Consider the following 17,577-nt stretch of genomic DNA (forward strand, 5'->3'; position numbering starts at 1 on the left):
GTTCATATTTCTATTATAACACTTTTTAAGAGGGAGGGTTAAAAAAGATTGATAAAGCGCATCAGATACATGTTAAATTGGACCTGGCGTGAATAGTACATATTGCCCCCGTTGACATAGAGCTTGCCGCCATTGACAAGAGCAAGTGGATGCCAGTAGGTATAAGTTTCTAGACTAGTATTACCCAAACTTGGTGCGACTACTGTTTTGGAATACTCCTCAGCCAAATCCAGGGAGTTCTCACCTCCATTTGTAGCCACATAATCAATATAGGTCTGCCCAAAATTGTAGGCCTGGACTGCCGTCCAAACATCCACCCCACGTTCTCCTGCCAGCTGCAAATTTTGACTGAGATAGATAACGCCTTGGCGGATGCTCTCCTTGCTATCTGTAATGGCATTGATGTAGCCCGTCGCAGACTCGCTAGACTGCATTACGTCGACCTGTTTCCCCTTTGTTTCTGTGTAAATCATGGCTAGCACCAGTTCTTCATTTGCTGCGGTATCATTTTCAGCCAGGACTTCTTGGACCAAGGGCTGGAAAGTCATGACCTGCTCAACCGCATGATAGGTCTGGTACAATTGATAACAAAGAAAAACAAGGACGACAAGAAAAATCGTTCTTGTAATTTTTTTCATTTATTTACTCTTAATATCTTCGATGTTTTTAATCAAAATGGAGTAGGTTCCGTTAGGGTTTTGGATGAACTCCACCGACTCTGCATCCTCATAGACTGAATTCGGTACAATCAGCTCGATGCCATTTGATAGGGACAATTTCTGATTTTCAAATTTTTTGAGCTGACGGCTGGCATCAATCTCATCAAAGGAAACCTTATCTGGGATGACTTCCTTCAGCTGGTCGACAAAATTCAAGCGGGCTGTGAGATTGTTGTCAAAAAGCTGGTCGGCCAATTTCTCAGGCGATAACTCATTATCCTCTTCCAAATGATTATAGATAGCCGACTTGACCCTGGACTGGAATTGGAAATCCCCCTGATGAAAACTATCCGCAATTTTTTGTGCGGTCTGCTCAAGGGCCTTAATGGATTTTTTGGCAGAATGAGCTGGCGTAACTTGCAAAAGATTATCTGAAAAATAGTTGAGAAAGGCTCCGTTGTGCTTGATTCTTTTCTCAATCAGGTGGTATTTGTAGGTCTGCAAGTTGATGATGAGGGCTTCGTCAGGTGCGGAGCCTGGACCAGGCAGATTGTTCTGGGTAATCTTCAACGGGCTGTCGCTTTCCGAGCCAACGTGGGCCAGGTTTTCACGTAGAGAAATCCGCAAAAATCCAAAATGTTCAATTCCATTTTTCTCAAAAGCCACAAAAATCAAGTCGTTGGTCTTAAGGTTTTCAGAAATTGAAAACTCTTCCTTCCAGAGATTGGCAATTTTGACCGAATTATCTATCAGATTACCTGACAGATTTTCTAGGAAGGGATTTTCCGAATCAAATTGGCCAGTTTTGGCTTCGTCTGAAAAGACACGTTCAATTTTTTTGCGTAAATATTCTTCTATTTTAGGACTGACAGTCAAAAGCTGGTCGGCAAGGACCAGCTCTGTATCGTCAGGACTAAATTGATGTATGATTGCTTGTTTTACAAATATATCCATTTTTAATTTTCATAGAGTGGGAAGCGGTCTGTTAAGCTGCGAACATCTTGGCGGACTTGTTCCAACACAGTTTCATTTTCAGCATTTTTCAAGGCTGTAATGATGAAGTTAGCTACCTGGCGACACTCTTCTTCCTTGAAACCACGAGCTGTCACAGCCGCTGTCCCGATACGAATACCAGAGGTCTTAAATGGAGACAAGGTTTCAAATGGAATAGAGTTCTTGTTAAGGGTGATACTTACTTCATCCAGCAAGTTTTGGGCAACTTTTCCGTTTTCAACGACTTTAGTCACATCAACCAAGAAGACATGGTTGTCTGTTCCACCAGAAATAACACGGAAATTCTCGTCAGCTTTGAAGACATCTGCCATTGCCTGACAGTTTTTGATAATCTGGCTTGCGTAGTCTTTGAAGGCTGGGTCCAAGTTTTCCTTGAAGGCAACAGCCTTAGCAGCAATAACGTGCTCCAATGGACCACCCTGCATACCTGGGAAAACTGCAGAATTGATTTTCTTAGCCAATTCTTCGTCGTTGGTCAAAATCAAGCCACCACGAGGGCCACGAAGGGTCTTATGAGTGGTTGTGGTAACAATATGTGCATGTGGAACTGGATTTGGATGAAGACCAGCTGCAACAAGACCTGCGATATGAGCCATATCTACCATCAAGTAAGCACCAACTTCATCAGCAATTGCACGGAATTTTTCAAAGTCAATGGTACGAGAATAGGCAGATGCACCTGCAACAATCAATTTGGGTGAGACTTCTTTTGCACGAGCCAAAATTGCATCGTAGTCCAAGACTTCTGTCTCCTTATCAACACCATATGCTACAAAATTGTAAGTCTTACCTGAGAAGTTGACAGGAGAACCGTGGGTCAGGTGACCACCAGCTGACAAATCCATACCCAAAACAGTATCACCTGGCTGGATGAGCGCCATATAGGCTGCTGCATTAGCCTGGCTACCAGAATGCGGTTGTACATTGGCAAAGTTAGCATCGAAAATTTCCTTAGCGCGCTCGATAGCAAGATTTTCAATCACGTCAACTACTTCTGTACCACCATAATAACGTTTACCAGGGTAGCCTTCCGCGTATTTATTAGTAAGAATAGATCCCTGAGCTGCCATAACAGCCTTAGAAACGACATTTTCAGAGGCAATCAATTCAATATTGTGTTGCTGACGATCTTCCTCATCCTTAATCGCAGCCCAAAGTTCTTTGTCAAATTCTTTATAATCAACTAAATCGAAAATCATCTATGATACTCCTATTTTATGTTTAGACGTGGGTCAATCTGCAAATTCAATTTCAGGTACAGCAGCCAAAATTTCTTCCTTGGTGATGGCACCTTGACGCAAAATTCGTGCTTGCTGACCAGAAAGGTCCAAAATGGTCGAATCTACACCAGTCAGGGCTTGATCATCCTCAAAGCCTACCAGCTCTTGAGAAAACTGGGCCTGAATATCCTGGAAATATCTTCCGCTTTCTTTTCCTGATAAATTAGCAGATGGACCAATGAGAGGGCCAATCATGTTTATCAATTGTAAGGTTATTTCGTGCTTTGGCACCCGAAAACCTACAGTTGCCAGACCTGAATTTATCCAAACAGGAACATTATTGTTCGCTTTTAGGATAATTGTTAGGGGACCAGGCATAAAACTATTATACACTTTTTCAAGAAAAAAGGGAGGATTTTGACTAAAATAATGGATATCGTTCAGGTTTGACACATTTAGGTTCATAGCCTTATCGCGCGGGCGTCGCTTGAGTTCATAAACATGATTAACAGCAGTTTCCGACAGGGCCTTGGCAAAAAGCCCGTAGACGGTCTCCGTCGGCATAATGACTGCACCGTCGTTTTCAATTATTGTTCGGAATTTATCCATTATCATCAGCAACCACCTTTCTATCCTGGCCAAACTGGTCCTTCAGTACTCGGACATTTTTTTCTGGGAAATGCTGACGCAGCAAATCAGACACCTGCTGCCCTTGTTTGTAGCCAATTTCAAAGTAGATTTTTCCATTATTAGTCAAAAATTGACCAGCTTGCTCAATGATATTTCGATAGATAGCCAAGCCTTCTTCTTCTGCAAAGAGCGCTACATGTGGCTCTGATGCAAGGACATTTAGCCCGACCTCAGCCTTATCATCTGGCGAAATATAGGGCGGATTGGAGACGATGATGTCAAAGGTTCCAGAAATATTTTCAAACAAATCGGACAGGATAAACTGGACGTCAACCTTGTTGCGCTCAGCATTTTCCTGGGCTAAAGTCAGTGCGTCGGGTGAAATATCTACTGCAACTACATCCCAATCTGCTCTAGCATGAGCAAGAGAAACCGCAATAGCACCGCTGCCAGCTCCAATGTCCAAAACTCGTAAATTAGCTCTGCTATTTTCCGACAAAACCAAATCAACCAACTCCTCTGTCTCCGGTCTCGGAATAAGCACCCGCTCGTCCACCTTGAAACGCAATCCGTGAAAGTCCTCGTAACCTAGGATGTACTGAGCTGGCTGATGCGCTTTGAGCTGCTGAAAAATCTGCTCGATTACGTCCCGCTCCTCAGCCGACACTTCTTGACGAAGTAGCAAGACAAAGGCGGTCAGATCAAGATTTTTCAGACCTCGATAGACAAAAGAGAGGCTCTCAGGCTCCTCTCCCACTGCCAAAAGCTCTGCCTCATAGACAGAAAAAAGTTGGGCGTATGTCATTACTTATTCAGCTCTTCCAGTTTTTGCGTTTGATCATAGAGTACCAAGGCATCGACAACCTCATCCATCTTACCAGACAAAATGGTGTCCAGTTTTTGCAGGGTAAGACCGATACGGTGGTCGGTCACACGGTTTTGCGGGAAGTTGTAAGTACGAATCCGCTCCGAACGGTCACCAGTGCCGATGGTTGACTTGCGCTCAGCATCTTGCTCGTCTTGGGCAATTTGGGCAAAATGGTCAGCCACACGCGCTCGGATGATTTTCATAGCCTTGTCACGGTTCTTTTGCTGGGTACGCTCTTCCTGCATTTCGACCTTAATGTTGGTCGGCAAGTGAACGATACGAACGGCAGTCGCCACCTTGTTGACGTTCTGACCACCAGCACCAGAGGCATGGTAAATGTCGACACGAAGGTCTTTTGGATCGATGTCATATTCCACTTCTTCTACTTCTGGCATAATTAGGACAGTTGCTGTTGAGGTGTGGACACGACCTTGGCTTTCTGTCACAGGGACACGTTGGACACGATGTGCTCCTGATTCATACTTGAGTTTTGAATAAACGGATTGACCAGAAACCATAGCCACGACTTCTTTGATACCACCGACGCCGTTGTAAGAGGCCTCCATAACTTCAAAGCGCCAGCCTTGGCTTTCTGCGTATTTTTGGTACATGGTCAACAAATCGCCAGCAAAAAGTGCGGCCTCATCACCACCAGCTGCACCACGAATTTCCAAGATAATGTTCTTGTCATCGTTGGGGTCTTTTGGTAAGAGAAGGATTTTTAATTTCTCTTCATAGGTTTCTTTGTCAGCCTTGGCTTGTTTGAGTTCTTCCTTGGCCATTTCTTCCAAGTCGCTATCGCCAGAAGATTCTTTAATCATTTCTTCTGCATCGATAATGTTTTGAAGTACAGTCTTGTATTCGCGGTAGGCTGTTACTGTATCACGAGTTGCCGCTTCTTCCTTAGACAACTCCATAAAACGCTTGGTATCGCTGACCACATCAGGGTCAGACAACAATTCACCAAGTTCCTCGTAGCGATCTTCCACCGCCTGTAATTGATCGTAGATGTTCATAAAATTAAGATACAAAGCCCGTTAAACAAGCACAGTCAAAATAGGAATTTCGGCCAAGCGTTACAAACACTTGGAGAAATTATCTTTTTGACACAGCTTGTAGGGCGTGTTCAATTCCCTTCTATAATGTGTAGGTCATGAAACAGGCACAGTTCGTAGCCCGTGTTCAATTCCTCTCTAAAAATTGTTTGGAACAAAATGTTCCACTCTTTTTATCCTATTAAATGACTATATTTCAGGTGAAAAATAGTGTCTGCGGCAGACTGGAATATAGGTTTCGTTGCCTCCGATTTGGATTTGCTCTCCCTCGTAGGTCGGTTTGCCGTCCTGGGTTCGCAAGACCATGGTTGCTTTCTTTGAGCAATACTGGCAAATGGTTTTGATTTCTTCAATCTTGTCCGACAAGAGTAACAAATGTTTCGATCCTTCAAACAATTCATTTCTAAAATCATTTTTAAGACCGAAGGCCATAACTGGCACACCGAGTTCGTCTACCACACGGGCCAGGTCATAGACGTGATGACGTCGGAGAAACTGAGCCTCGTCGATGAGGACACAATAAGGATGCGGGTCCATTTTCTCAATATAACCAAATACATCCATCTGGTCGTCAATGGCCACCGCATCTCTTCTCATGCCAATTCGGCTGGAAACGACTCCGAAAGCATCGCGGGTATCCAGTGCCGAAGTCATAATGACAACGGGTTTTCCCTGCTCCTCGTAGTTGTGAGCTACCTTGAGAATTTCGATGGTCTTACCAGAGTTCATGGTTCCGTATTTATAGTATAATTGAGCCATTTTTCCTCTTCCGTTCTAAAATTTCACTCCCTCCATTCTATCATAAAATCACTATTATGGGAAAGAGAAAAACAAGCCCAGTTGAGCTTGTTTGGAAATCATGGCCACATGAATAAATTTAAAACCAACTCTAATAGCATCTCACCCCATTTGGGCTTCCATTTATAGAGAACCAGGAGGATGTAAATAGCAGAAAACAATGTTATGGTTACCAGGATGGGTCCGATGATGGTGCTGATTGGAAACACTGCCATTGCAAAATCAAGGGTAAATAGACCTAGTAACAAAGCTAAGATGATGCGGTATGCAGGTTTCAAAACAGTCCCTCCTGTTTTATCTACTCGCAACCAATTCCGTCGCCATCTCTGTCTAGGTGACTTCCATAACCAGGTTGACCTTGATAGACCGGAGCTGCTCCTGCTGCTCTCGCTGCCTTACAGTTCGGATAGTAAACATTGCTTGCAGGTGCTTGCGCAAAACCATGGATTTGACCTTGTGATTGAGCCGCCGCTTGAGCCTGGGCTGCAGCTTGCTCCTCAGCAATTCGTTTGGCCTCAGCTGCCTGGCGTTCTTCCTCCTCTTTACGAGCCTTTTCTGCGATAGCCTTCTCAGCATTCCAGTATTTGATGACAACCTTGCTATTTTTCTTATAAACAGTATCTTTCTGGGAATCCCAAGCCTTCCCATCTATTTCAATAACGCTCACCTGACCATTTTTACTGATATCATCTGTTTCCGTAGCAACTTCGGAAATCTGAGTGAAGCCCGCAGCAGTAAATAACTCCTTATTCTTTTCTACTGTTGCGTTTGAAATATCCTTAGGTACTTCAGCAAAGTTTGAAAAATCATAGTAACTGATGACGATTGGCGTTGCTTTTTTTAAGATAATATCTTGCTTGGTATCTAGTCTTAGTTTCTCATCATCTACTGTAATATCGCGGATGGTCCCGTGTTTTGACTTGTCCTTTTCTTCAATTTTATCCCACTTTACCTGTGTAAATCCGACTTCAGTCAGGGATTTTTCTAAATCTATCTTATTTTTAGTCTCTAAAGCATCCTGTGGAAATTTCAAATTATCCTTGCTAGCATCAAAATAAGTTACTTTGACAGGAAGACTTGTCGAATAAAAGTAGCCTTTCTGATAGGAATAGGGACCAATTTCCAAATTCTCTACTTGATCGTTCTTGTCATCATTTCCTTCTGCCAACAACATAACAGAAGATAGCTCAATATTGTCAAACCCTGCCTCTATCAACTCTTTTTCAAGCTCAGTGACATTTCCAGGATAGGAAAGATTGCTTAATTCAACCGCATCATCTTTCGGGGCATGATAAGATATGGAAATCGGTACATTTTTTGAGGCAGTCCCTTCTTTCCATTCTTCGCCATCAACAAGAACAACTTCTACCTTACTACTTTCATCAATTTTTCCGTACTCTAAATCTGCAATTTTTAAACTTTCCTTGATATTTTCAAATCCAGCCTCTTTATAGATTTGTAGAACTTTTTCAATAGGTTGGCCGTAAACTTGTTCTTTCGCCGGCAACTCAGCAGTCGTCAATTGAATTCCTGCAACACTTGCTACCAGCAAACCACCTGCTACAGTAGCTGTTTTTCTGTTGAAAATCTTTCTGATTTTACCTTGATTTTTAATCTTACCTAGCATATCTATCTCCTTTCTTTCACAATATTATTATATAGAACAAAGGATAAAATTGCAATTATTTATAAAATACTTGAATAATTTTTTTACTGTGATAAAATATTCAACAAAAAGGAGAATTTATATGCCATTTGTACGTATTGATTTATTTGAAGGTCGCACTGAGGAGCAAAAAATTGCCCTAGCTCGTGAGGTGACAGAGGTTGTTTCGCGTAATACCAACGCCCCGAAGGAAGCTATCCATGTCTTTATTAACGACATGAAAGAGGGAACTTATTTCCCGCATGGCGAAATGAAACGCAAATAAATAAAAACTGACTTGTCTTCTTTCAAGTCAGCTTTTTCTTATTGCTTATCTTTTTTTACAATATATCGTAAGCGTAGATTCAAGGAAATCCCGCAGGTGAATATCCCGACAATCAAGCCAATCCAGTAAGCTTTTGGTCCCAAGTCCGTCAGACTATCCAGCAACCAGGCAATAGGGAAGGTCATGGACCAGTAGGACACCAGGCCTAGCACAAAGGGAAAGGTGGTGTCCTTGTAGCCCCGTAAAATCCCCTGAATCGGTGCTGTAAAGGCATCTGCCAGTTGGAAAAAGAGGGCAAAGACCAGGAAGTCAGAGGTTAAGGCGATAAATTCAGGTTCTATACCATAAAGACCTGCTACCATTTCCCGATTAAAATAAAGGAAAGTCAAGGTCAGACTGGCAAAGAGAACGGCTGTCAAGCGGCCAATCAGACTGTACTGCTGGACATCTTTCAGGCGTTTTGCCCCGTGTTCGTAGGAAACCAGAATAGGCAGGGCCATGGAAATGCTGAGCGGGAAGGCATACATGAGAGTCGCAAAATTCATAGCTGCCTGGTGGGCCGCAATGGTCTGCGCAGAATATTTGGACATGTAGAGCCCGACCACTGCAAAAATGGCTACTTCTGCGAAAACCTGCAGACCGATGGGAAGACCGATTTTTACCCCTTCTTTGAGCATGGCAGGATTAAAGGATGTCCAGTCCCACACTTGGTAGGATGCAATCTGCTTATTTTTCCTCATGACCAGGACAACCACTGCTAAGACTGCCCAATAAGCCAAAGCAGTCCCAAGTCCAGCACCTGATCCGCCCAGGGCCGGCAGTCCCAATTTCCCATAAATCAAGAAATAGTTAAAGAGGGTGTTAAAGGGAACCAGGAGCAACATGAGGTACATGGACAGTCGGGTCAGACCGAGGGCATCGAAAAAGGACCGGCAGACGCTGAAGATGAGAAAAGGCGGGATGCCAATGGAAATATAGTAGAGATAGGACAGAGCAACTCCTGCAACTTCAACATCTAAGCCTAGCCAGCTCAAAATAGGCCTAGCAAAAACAAAGACCAATATATACAAAATTAAGGCCAAAAAGCCAGACAAATAGACAAACTGGTGAAATTCTTCGCGAATCTTGTTCTTATCGCCCTTGCCCAGATGATAGCCGATAATGGGAACCAAAGCCGACACAATCCCTGTCAAAAAGGAGAAAAATGGGTTCCACAAACTGGTCGCCATAGAAACACCCGCCAAATCAAGGGTACTAAACTGTCCCGTCATCATGGTATCGATGAAAGAAGCCGAAAAGTTAGCAAATTGATAAATCAAAATCGGCAGAAAAATTTTTAGAAAGAGAAGAAACTTTTCTTTTATTGTTTTAGTTGGATACATAATCGGTCCTTTAATCTTAGTCAATCTATTGTATCAAGAAAAGGACCTGCACTGCAAGTCCTCTATTTCATTACAAACATAAATTAAATCGAATCGCCGTTCCAGATGGAATTTTTCACGACGACATAGTCCACATGGCGCAGGCTGTTCAAATCACGACCACCTGCGTAAGAAATGGATGACTGCAGGTCCTGTTCCATTTCCACCAAAGTATCCTTGAGATGCCCCTTAGCTGGCAGGAGAATTTTCTTGCCTTCTACATTTTTATAAGCACCTTTTTGATACTCAGAGGCCGAGCCGTAGTATTCTTTGAATTTCTCGCCGTCCACTTCAATGGTTTTACCCGGACTTTCAATATGCCCTGCAAAGAGGGAACCAATCATGACCATGCTGGCACCGAAACGGATGGATTTGGCAATGTCACCATGCGTACGGATACCACCATCCGCAATAATGGGTTTACGAGCCGCTTTAGCACACCAACGAAGGGCTGCCAGCTGCCAACCACCTGTACCAAAGCCTGTCTTAACCTTAGTAATACATACTTTACCCGGACCAATGCCGACCTTGGTTGCGTCAGCACCCGCATTCTCCAACTCACGAACCGCTTCAGGCGTCCCAACATTTCCTGCGATAACAAATGTCTCTGGCAACTCTTTTTTAATATGCTTGATCATCTTGATGACACTGTCCGCATGACCATGCGCAATGTCAATGGTGATAAATTCGGGCACATCGTTTTTCAAGCTAGTCACAAAATCATATTCGTAGTCTTTGACACCGACCGAAATAGAAGCAATCAAACCTTGGTCATGCATCCGTTTGATAAAGGGAATGCGTCCTTCTTCGTCAAAACGGTGCATAATGTAGAAATAACGGTCCTTAGCCAGCATCTCCGCCACATCCTCATCAATAATGGTCTGCATATTGGCCGGAACTACAGGAAGTTTGAAACTGTACTTGCCCAAAGTCACCGTCGTATCCGCCTCAGAACGGCTGTTGATGATACACTTGTTGGGAATTAACTGAATGTCCTCATAGTCAAATACCGGCATTTCGTTGTACATAGCTTTACCTCATTTTCTGAACAATCTTACGAAAAATACATTGTTTTTTCGTTTTTAAATCAACTTACAGAATAAATTATATACTATCGTTTGGTTTTTGTCAAATATAAAGCCATGCAGATGATTAACGTTCGCTTATTCTCAATTATCCAACATTTAAAACGTCACTTCATTCGTATTATTCGATTTTTGAGAATATTTTAGAACAAATTCAAAAAATCATTCTTGTTTTCTGAATGAAATTGTCCTAACAATCAAAAAAATCTCCAAAAACTGAAGATTTTTTAATCAAATTCATATAACTGCGGAAATTTTGCACATTCTGGATTTTTCGGATGGCAGACTTCCCGTCCAAAATAAATCATGGCCTGATGGGCTGGGAGCCAGAGTTCTGGTGGCAAAACTTCCATGACCCGTTTTTCTGTTTCCAGTGGCGTAGCGGATTTTTTAACAATATCATGGTGTTTGCAGATGCGACCGACATGCGTATCCACCGCAAAAGCTGGGATGCCAAAGCCGACACTCATGACGACGTTGGCGGTCTTTCGCCCTACTCCTGCCAAACTTTCCAATTCCTCGCGTGTCTGTGGAACTACACCGTCAAATTGATCCAACAACTGCTGGGCGCATTCTTTAAGGAATTTAGCCTTGTTACGGTAAAGACCCAAGCGTGAAATATAGGGCTCAATGTCTTTGACCTCGGCTGCTGCCATAGCCTCTGGTGTCGGATAGGCCTCAAACAAGGCAGGTGTTTCCTTATTGACCGCCACATCTGTCGTCTGAGCAGACAACATGACCGCTACCAGCAGTTCAAAATGATTTCTAAAATCCAAACTTGGCTTGGCGTCTGGATAGAGGGCAATAATTTCTTCAATCACTTTTCGTGCACGTTTTTTTGATAATACCATGTAAACCTCTAGTCCTTATTTCTTGAAAATTCCCTTGCTCCTTGGAACATATAGCGAATATTGTCCGTTATTTTTATTTCTGGGAGCATCATTTTCCGTTTCCGAATAGCAAATTGCAAAATCAGCAACCAATACCAATTGGGTGACATGCGTTTATATATTGCACCTCGTTTCCGACAAACTTCAGGTGAATTAGAACGATCCCAATAAGAATCTCTAGCATCTATCAAAGTTGCAATTTTGACAGGATAACTATAAATTTTCAGTCCCTTGCGAAGAGCATCAAATAATAAAATATTTTCTTCACCCGAACCATATTTAGCACCAATTCCGAACCGTTCATCAAACACAATTCCTTTTTGTAATATACTAGATTTTTTAAAGCTAATCTGCACAGAAGAGGTTCTCATTGCCCCAAGATGATAAATTCTTCCTTTTTTCAATGGTTTCTTGGCCAAGGTTGCCACCTCATTGTCTACATAAAAGACAATCACATCCGCATCTGGAAATTCCTGATAGGCCTCAGCCACAATCTCCTGGTAGTTATCGACAAAAACCATGTCATCATCTGCAATTTGACAAATCGCATGCTCAGGTGCTAGGGCAAGAGCATCGTTTCTACTGGCACTCAAGCCCAAACGATTGGAATGCAGTATGGTCGAACGCTCTTTTGTTACCAATTCAGACTGCTCACGACCTGACCGATACTGATTAACAATAATCGTGACAACAGATGTTAAATTCATCGTCTCAAGTAATTTGTCTACATTGTGATTATCCACTGTTGCTACTAATACAACCATTCCTATATCCTCCTCTTCACAGCGTTATAGGCATACCCAATGAAGGGAATAATCGTTTGAATTAAGGATAGACCTTCTACTTTTCTAAATAGATACCATGTCCGTTTGATGGCCTTTAGTTTGTTTGCAGATAAGGAAGAGTTGACGCGGCGGTAGATAGACAGAGCTTCAGGTAAGCTATAAGCGTAACCTGTAACTTTCAGTATCTTCCACCAAGTAGCAGTATCCTGTCCTCTACGGACATCAGGCATCGCAATCTGCTCTTTTGTTAACTGGTGTAAATCCAGCATAACGGTTGAAGTGAAAATCGTGTGATTGCGTAGCGATTCCTGGTAAGAGATTTTAGCAGGAACTTTGACTATTTTGTTTAAACTTGTACCGTTTTCGTCAGCAAATTGGTAGGCTGTAAATGTAAAAGCATGACCGTTTGCTTCTGCGAAGGCAAGTTGCTTTTCTAATTTTGTTGGCAACCAAAGGTCATCTGCGTCTAAGAAGCAAATATAGCGACCATGCGCCGCTGCTACCCCTTTATTCCTAGATATTGCCACCCCTGAATTAGTGGGATTCTCCAAGAGAGTCAAATCGGGTACCCAAGTCATCATCTCTTTAACAAGGACAACAGACTGGTCTGTCGAGCAATCGTCTACCACGATAATTTCATAATTCTGATAGGTTTGTTGTAAAACAGAGTTAATTGTCTCAGTAATATAGTCAGCTGCATTATACATGGGTATAATTACGCTAACCAATGGACGAGATAGGTCTTTATTCATTGCATAACCTCAGCAAATATATTTGAAAATTAGTATCTATTATAGTAATATTAAAAGCGATAATAGACGAGAAGGAAAAAACAAGATGTCTTTACCATTGATTTCAGTAGTTATTCCCAACTACAATAGAGGTCATCTACTGCAAGAAGTCCTCGCAAGTGTTATTAGTCAAACCTACTCCAATTGGGAAATTATTGTTGTGGATGACTGCTCGACAGATAACTCACTAGCCGTCCTAAAACAATTGCAGGAGCAAATCCCTCAGCTTATTGTACACCAATTAGCTGAAAATAGTGGCGCTAATGTTTGTCGCAATAAAGGTGTTGAGTTAGCTAAGGGCGAATTGATTGCCTTTCTGGATTCAGATGACTATTTCTTGCCTAGTAAACTAGAAAAGCAAGAACATATCTTCCAAAAATATCCCGAAGTAGGATTTGTTGTGACTGGATTTGGCTCAACTGCTGTCCATGTACCATCTGGGGGGCTCTTGGAGGTTGGAGATACTATTTTACAAAATAATCTCGGTGGTTTCTCAACCTTGATGGTAAAAAAATCCTTGTTCCTACAGATTGGTGGCTTGGATAACAGCTTATTAAGCTGTCAAGATTGGGATCTCTTTTTAAAACTCCTAGAAGTTTCCAAGGGCTATAAGATTTCGGAAGACCTAGTTGTCTATGAAATTCAAGATGACAGCATTTCAAAAAACAGCAACAAGGTCATTCAAGGTTATCAGGTTGTTTCCAAACGTGCTGCCGAGATAAATAGCAGACTAAAACTCGTGCCTGAGAGAAAACTAGCTAGCTACCAGGAATACTATCTAGCTCTGCGCTACTATGGTTTAAGAGACATTGGTCAGGTACGCCATCATCTGTGGCAGTCACTGCGTATCCAACCAACTCCACTTGCAGCTATCTATCTCCTTGTTTCTTGTTTTGGTTGGCAAGCCCTTCGTGGTTTTATTAACCTAAAAAATAAAATAAAGTAAAAGCGTAGAATCTGTGTTCACAAGTTGTAAATACAGGTTCTAAGGAAACAAAACCAAGCAAGAGGGATGACAGCCGATAATTGGTTGGCAGTAGATACAAAATAGCAAGAAAAACAGGTAAGAATACTCATTTTTTAAGAGACTATACAAGTATTTGTTCTTTCTGAAATCCAATCTTTTCAGGTATGCTTTAGCAGATTGATAGGTTTCTTTATTGTTTTCTTTGATGGAAACCATCAATAATTGCAAGAGCGCCTCAATCAATTTAAATTCATAATACTCTTTATGATTCTTGCAATTTTTAAGCAAAAGCTCGCAGGAAGCAACTAATTCGAGAATATTCTTTACTCGGAAATCTGAACTGAGCGAATTTGCACAAATACGATAGGTGTACATCTGATCATGAACACTTGTAATATTATTAGCTGCAACCATTAAGTCAACATAGACACCATCACTATTTCCTTTTAAAATTATGAAACCCTTCACATCATTCTACCAAAAAAGGGTTTACTTTTCAAAAAATGTTACCAAAAAATTCACAAGGAAAGGCTTGGAATGAATACAAAATCACTGAAAATCAACGGGATTATTTCCCTTTTGAACAAATGTATTTCAATCGTCTGTAGTTTAATTCTCCCTCGGCTTTTCATCACAGCTTATGGTTCAGAAGTCAATGGGCTCATGTCCAGTATTACTCAATATCTGACCTTGATTAGCCTATTGGATATGGGAATGGGAACTGTCGTCCAAGTTGCTATGTATAAACCATTGTTGGACCAAGATTATGGGAAGCTGTCCACCATTTATTATAAGTCTCAGCAATTTTTCAATAAGATTGGACTCTTTTTAATCGTTTATGTCGGTGCGCTCTGCCTCTTTCTCCCTCAGGTACTGTCCAGCCATTTCTCACAGCAACAAATAATGAGTCTGATTGCTATTCTTTCTCTGTCGCATCTCCTTCAATTTTTTGTTGGCATCACCAGTCAAATCATTTTAGGCTCTGATCAAAAAGCCTATATCAAGGAAATCTTACAAGGATTGACCAATATTGCCAATCTCTTACTTTCCATGTTTCTCATTAAACAGGGACAAACTGTATTTCTAGTTAAATTCGTTTCAGCATTGGTCTTTATAATCCCACCAATCTCTATCAGTTACTACGTCCACAAGCATTACCATATTTCCAAGCAAGGAATTGATAAAAACTTTAAAATCAACCAACAATGGTATGGAATTGGTCAGCATATCGCCTATACTGTTCAAGAAAGTACCGATATTGTCATCCTTTCTATGTTCTCAAGCTTGAACAGTGTATCTGTCTATGCGATTTATAACACGGTCTTTCAGGGAATTAAAACTTTTCTCAATGCAGCAACCAGTGGCTTGCGTCCCTTTCTTGGGCGTGCCCTACATTTGGACGATCACCAACTTCTCTTTCGGCAATTTAGAAAGTTAGAATGGCTCTTACATACTGGTTCAACCATTGTCCTTGCGACAACCTTTCAATTGGTGACGCCATTCATCCTTCTCTATACGGATAAGGTGACCGATGCCAACTATAACCAGCCTTTATTTGGCTATATCATGACGATTTCCCTTCTTCTCTACGCTATTCGTTTGCCTTACCGGACCTTGGTTTTCGCTAGCGGAGAATTTAAGAAAACACAGTTTGGAACCTATACCGAAGCTATCTTAAACTTAGCGATTTCTCTGATGTTAGTTGTACCTTTAAACATTGTTGGCGTTGCCATCGGTACAGCTGTTTCACAAACCTTCAGTCTGGCCTATTATATCTGGTATACCTACCGTTTTATCATTACAGGTCAACCCGTTTCAATCTCTAAACAATTACTGATGGATGCGGCTATCTTTACCTTGTCCAACCTCCTGCTCCTTCCATTTACTGGAAGTATTGGTTCCATTGTCGGTTGGATTGTCTTTGGCAGCATCAGTATCCTTGTCACAACCATTATCAGTTTGATTATCAATTATGCTTTCTCTCAGAAAGAATTATTTGACTTTTTAAAACGAAAACTGCCAGCATAAGAAATACCATACTAGTTCAAGACAAGTTTGTCCATCTAGTATGGTATTTTTCTATATGGCTACGCTAAGGTAGACTTAATCCTTCCATATCTCTTGCCGATAAACAGCATAGACTACTGAAAGCATGATGATGAAACTATAATCTCCATACATACTCCCCGTTACAAAGAATTTCAAAAAGAAAGCTGAGACTGCAAAAACGACAACTTTCTTATTGGTCATAGATGCTCGGAAAAAGGTTGTGCCGATAAAATAAACGAGAAAGAGCAAGATCATTGTCCCCAAAACCCAGCCAAAGCTCAGATAGGTTTCCAAGATAAAATTATGGACATATATACCATCCGGCATCAAGGTTCTGTCAAAAAAGGCCCCGTTGATTTCCCCACCCATGATTTTCAAATGCGCGATAGCCGTCTCTATCATAAACTTACGCCCTGTGCTCTCGCCAATAATCCCTTGATTAATACGGTTGAGAATATAGGAACCTTCTATATGAACAGAAGCAAGTACCCGTCTAAGAAAGAGGAAAATTCCTGCAAACAGTGCCAAGCCAGAGAAAATTTGTAAGAAGGTTTTTAAGGTTAGGTGACGCAGGACTTTTTTTTCAATCAAATCTATGAACAAACACAGGAAACCACCCACTGCCAACCAAATCAAGGGACCACGCGCCCCATAAATAACACCTTCTAGCAACATAACAATCGCAATGCCTGCTTTCAACAGGCTTGGGCGATGAATGAAATTAAAGACAAACAACAGCCAAATCGGTAACAAGTTATAGGAATATGGCATGTAATTCGTCGCATTATGAAAGACATATTTTGCGATAAAAGCACTGACAATAATCACATAATTCATATATTCTATGAACTTGCTGGTAAAGAGATAGGAAAAATCAGTTATTCGGGATAAAATCAAGACCGCATAGGGTAAATAAAAGGTGTAAATCATCACCATCTCAACCCCTGTAAAAGTCCTTTTGACAAATCGATTACTGGTCAAATACAAAATAATATACAAGAGATAGATGAAATATAAACTCGTCAGCCGTTTCATGGACAAAGGGAAACGCACAAAGATAACAAAAGCAAATAGATAAATAAGCGCATAGAAGAAAAAGATGCTTTTGCTCGCTAGATAGGCAAATCCCAGCCGTTGTAAGGCCGTCGCCATCACCATACTGAGGGGATAGATGCTAATCGAGACATAGAAGAAGATGACACTCCACTTATTGAAGGTATTATTCTCCATACCTGTTTACCCATAACACAAGTTTTTCCCTACAAGATTGTTGTAGAAACATCGATTGTGGCCCTCCCATATCCTGTTCTTTCCGGCGTTCGTACAATTTATGTACTCCTACTTCTCTAATCATTTCTCTTCCTTTGTCTGATAATATTTGGTAACACTATATTATAACACCTCGATTTCAAAA

At 41.5% G+C, this 17,577-nt stretch carries 17 protein-coding genes; 3 read left to right on the forward strand and 14 right to left on the reverse strand.

Annotated features, from left to right (window positions below; all coding sequences use genetic code 11):
• Positions 1-38 precede the first annotated feature (38 nt).
• The 8 genes from ACVC7T_RS03370 to ACVC7T_RS03405 form a co-directional block, all read right to left on the reverse strand.
• Positions 39-638, reverse strand: coding sequence for a lysozyme family protein (locus tag ACVC7T_RS03370; RefSeq protein ID WP_105160914.1), 600 nt, complete (start codon positions 636-638; stop codon positions 39-41).
• A complete protein-coding gene (locus tag ACVC7T_RS03375) occupies positions 639-1,613 on the reverse strand; it encodes a nucleoid-associated protein (RefSeq protein ID WP_105110167.1) in 975 nt (324 codons plus the stop codon).
• 2 nt (positions 1,614-1,615) lie between these two features.
• Complete coding sequence (gene glyA / locus ACVC7T_RS03380; RefSeq protein ID WP_447262464.1) at positions 1,616-2,872, reverse strand: serine hydroxymethyltransferase; 1,257 nt, start codon at positions 2,870-2,872, stop codon at positions 1,616-1,618.
• Between the two features lie 33 nt (positions 2,873-2,905).
• Positions 2,906-3,508 (reverse strand): L-threonylcarbamoyladenylate synthase, encoded by a 603-nt coding sequence (locus ACVC7T_RS03385; protein ID WP_185741522.1) that lies wholly within the window; start codon positions 3,506-3,508, stop codon positions 2,906-2,908.
• The gene (prmC, locus tag ACVC7T_RS03390; protein ID WP_105160913.1) at positions 3,495-4,328 is read right to left on the reverse strand and encodes a peptide chain release factor N(5)-glutamine methyltransferase; all 834 of its coding nucleotides are present in this window, start codon (positions 4,326-4,328) and stop codon (positions 3,495-3,497) included. Before prmC ends, ACVC7T_RS03385 begins: the two co-directional genes overlap by 14 nt.
• On the reverse strand, positions 4,328-5,407 hold the full coding sequence (gene prfA, locus ACVC7T_RS03395) for a peptide chain release factor 1 (protein WP_105160912.1): 1,080 nt from the start codon (positions 5,405-5,407) through the stop codon (positions 4,328-4,330). Before prfA ends, prmC begins: the two co-directional genes overlap by 1 nt.
• A 228-nt stretch (positions 5,408-5,635) precedes the next feature.
• On the reverse strand, positions 5,636-6,205 hold the full coding sequence (locus tag ACVC7T_RS03400) for a thymidine kinase (protein ID WP_105160911.1): 570 nt from the start codon (positions 6,203-6,205) through the stop codon (positions 5,636-5,638).
• A gap of 337 nt (positions 6,206-6,542) precedes the next feature.
• Positions 6,543-7,871 carry an excalibur calcium-binding domain-containing protein gene (locus ACVC7T_RS03405; protein WP_105160909.1) on the reverse strand — a complete coding sequence of 443 codons (1,329 nt, stop codon included), beginning with the start codon at positions 7,869-7,871 and terminating at the stop codon, positions 6,543-6,545.
• A gap of 121 nt (positions 7,872-7,992) precedes the next feature.
• On the opposite strand from ACVC7T_RS03405, the gene ACVC7T_RS03410 reads away from it, so the two are divergent.
• Positions 7,993-8,175, forward strand: coding sequence for a 4-oxalocrotonate tautomerase (locus tag ACVC7T_RS03410; protein ID WP_024413156.1), 183 nt, complete (start codon positions 7,993-7,995; stop codon positions 8,173-8,175).
• Between the two features lie 38 nt (positions 8,176-8,213).
• On the opposite strand, the gene ACVC7T_RS03415 is transcribed toward ACVC7T_RS03410, so the two are convergent.
• The 5 genes from ACVC7T_RS03415 to ACVC7T_RS03435 form a co-directional block, all read right to left on the reverse strand.
• Positions 8,214-9,557, reverse strand: coding sequence for an MATE family efflux transporter (locus tag ACVC7T_RS03415; RefSeq protein WP_105160908.1), 1,344 nt, complete (start codon positions 9,555-9,557; stop codon positions 8,214-8,216).
• Between the two features lie 83 nt (positions 9,558-9,640).
• Positions 9,641-10,624, reverse strand: a complete 984-nt coding sequence (gene guaC, locus ACVC7T_RS03420) for a GMP reductase (RefSeq protein WP_105110159.1) — start codon at positions 10,622-10,624, stop codon at positions 9,641-9,643.
• Positions 10,625-10,908: 284 nt separating this feature from the next.
• Positions 10,909-11,532: an endonuclease III gene (gene nth, locus ACVC7T_RS03425; RefSeq protein WP_105160906.1), complete on the reverse strand. Its 624-nt coding sequence runs from the start codon at positions 11,530-11,532 to the stop codon at positions 10,909-10,911.
• A gap of 8 nt (positions 11,533-11,540) precedes the next feature.
• Positions 11,541-12,335: a hypothetical protein gene (locus ACVC7T_RS03430; protein ID WP_447262465.1), complete on the reverse strand. Its 795-nt coding sequence runs from the start codon at positions 12,333-12,335 to the stop codon at positions 11,541-11,543.
• A 2-nt stretch (positions 12,336-12,337) separates the two neighbouring features.
• Positions 12,338-13,108: a glycosyltransferase family 2 protein gene (locus tag ACVC7T_RS03435; protein WP_447262466.1), complete on the reverse strand. Its 771-nt coding sequence runs from the start codon at positions 13,106-13,108 to the stop codon at positions 12,338-12,340.
• A gap of 85 nt (positions 13,109-13,193) precedes the next feature.
• Between ACVC7T_RS03435 and ACVC7T_RS03440 the strand changes: the two genes are divergently transcribed.
• On the forward strand, positions 13,194-14,093 hold the full coding sequence (locus tag ACVC7T_RS03440; protein ID WP_447262467.1) for a glycosyltransferase family 2 protein: 900 nt from the start codon (positions 13,194-13,196) through the stop codon (positions 14,091-14,093).
• A gap of 558 nt (positions 14,094-14,651) precedes the next feature.
• Positions 14,652-16,142, forward strand: coding sequence for a lipopolysaccharide biosynthesis protein (locus ACVC7T_RS03445; protein WP_447262468.1), 1,491 nt, complete (start codon positions 14,652-14,654; stop codon positions 16,140-16,142).
• Between the two features lie 75 nt (positions 16,143-16,217).
• On the opposite strand, the gene ACVC7T_RS03450 is transcribed toward ACVC7T_RS03445, so the two are convergent.
• Positions 16,218-17,393: a hypothetical protein gene (locus ACVC7T_RS03450; protein WP_105123348.1), complete on the reverse strand. Its 1,176-nt coding sequence runs from the start codon at positions 17,391-17,393 to the stop codon at positions 16,218-16,220.
• Positions 17,394-17,577 lie beyond the last annotated feature (184 nt).

It is taken from the genome of Streptococcus sp. P25B114, assembly GCF_053010325.1.

Bases quoted from the DNA above. Each gene is read 5' to 3' on its own strand.
- ACVC7T_RS03370 (WP_105160914.1), bottom strand. From the start codon at position 638: ATGAAAAAAATTACAAGAACGATTTTTCTTGTCGTCCTTGTTTTTCTT.
- ACVC7T_RS03375 (WP_105110167.1), bottom strand. From the start codon at position 1,613: ATGGATATATTTGTAAAACAAGCAATCATACATCAATTTAGTCCTGAC.
- glyA (WP_447262464.1), bottom strand. From the start codon at position 2,872: ATGATTTTCGATTTAGTTGATTATAAAGAATTTGACAAAGAACTTTGG.
- ACVC7T_RS03385 (WP_185741522.1), bottom strand. From the start codon at position 3,508: ATGATAATGGATAAATTCCGAACAATAATTGAAAACGACGGTGCAGTC.
- prmC (WP_105160913.1), bottom strand. From the start codon at position 4,328: ATGACATACGCCCAACTTTTTTCTGTCTATGAGGCAGAGCTTTTGGCA.
- prfA (WP_105160912.1), bottom strand. From the start codon at position 5,407: ATGAACATCTACGATCAATTACAGGCGGTGGAAGATCGCTACGAGGAA.
- ACVC7T_RS03400 (WP_105160911.1), bottom strand. From the start codon at position 6,205: ATGGCTCAATTATACTATAAATACGGAACCATGAACTCTGGTAAGACC.
- ACVC7T_RS03405 (WP_105160909.1), bottom strand. From the start codon at position 7,871: ATGCTAGGTAAGATTAAAAATCAAGGTAAAATCAGAAAGATTTTCAAC.
- ACVC7T_RS03410 (WP_024413156.1), top strand. From the start codon at position 7,993: ATGCCATTTGTACGTATTGATTTATTTGAAGGTCGCACTGAGGAGCAA.
- ACVC7T_RS03415 (WP_105160908.1), bottom strand. From the start codon at position 9,557: ATGTATCCAACTAAAACAATAAAAGAAAAGTTTCTTCTCTTTCTAAAA.
- guaC (WP_105110159.1), bottom strand. From the start codon at position 10,624: ATGTACAACGAAATGCCGGTATTTGACTATGAGGACATTCAGTTAATT.
- nth (WP_105160906.1), bottom strand. From the start codon at position 11,532: ATGGTATTATCAAAAAAACGTGCACGAAAAGTGATTGAAGAAATTATT.
- ACVC7T_RS03430 (WP_447262465.1), bottom strand. From the start codon at position 12,335: ATGGTTGTATTAGTAGCAACAGTGGATAATCACAATGTAGACAAATTA.
- ACVC7T_RS03435 (WP_447262466.1), bottom strand. From the start codon at position 13,108: ATGAATAAAGACCTATCTCGTCCATTGGTTAGCGTAATTATACCCATG.
- ACVC7T_RS03440 (WP_447262467.1), top strand. From the start codon at position 13,194: ATGTCTTTACCATTGATTTCAGTAGTTATTCCCAACTACAATAGAGGT.
- ACVC7T_RS03445 (WP_447262468.1), top strand. From the start codon at position 14,652: ATGAATACAAAATCACTGAAAATCAACGGGATTATTTCCCTTTTGAAC.
- ACVC7T_RS03450 (WP_105123348.1), bottom strand. From the start codon at position 17,393: ATGGAGAATAATACCTTCAATAAGTGGAGTGTCATCTTCTTCTATGTC.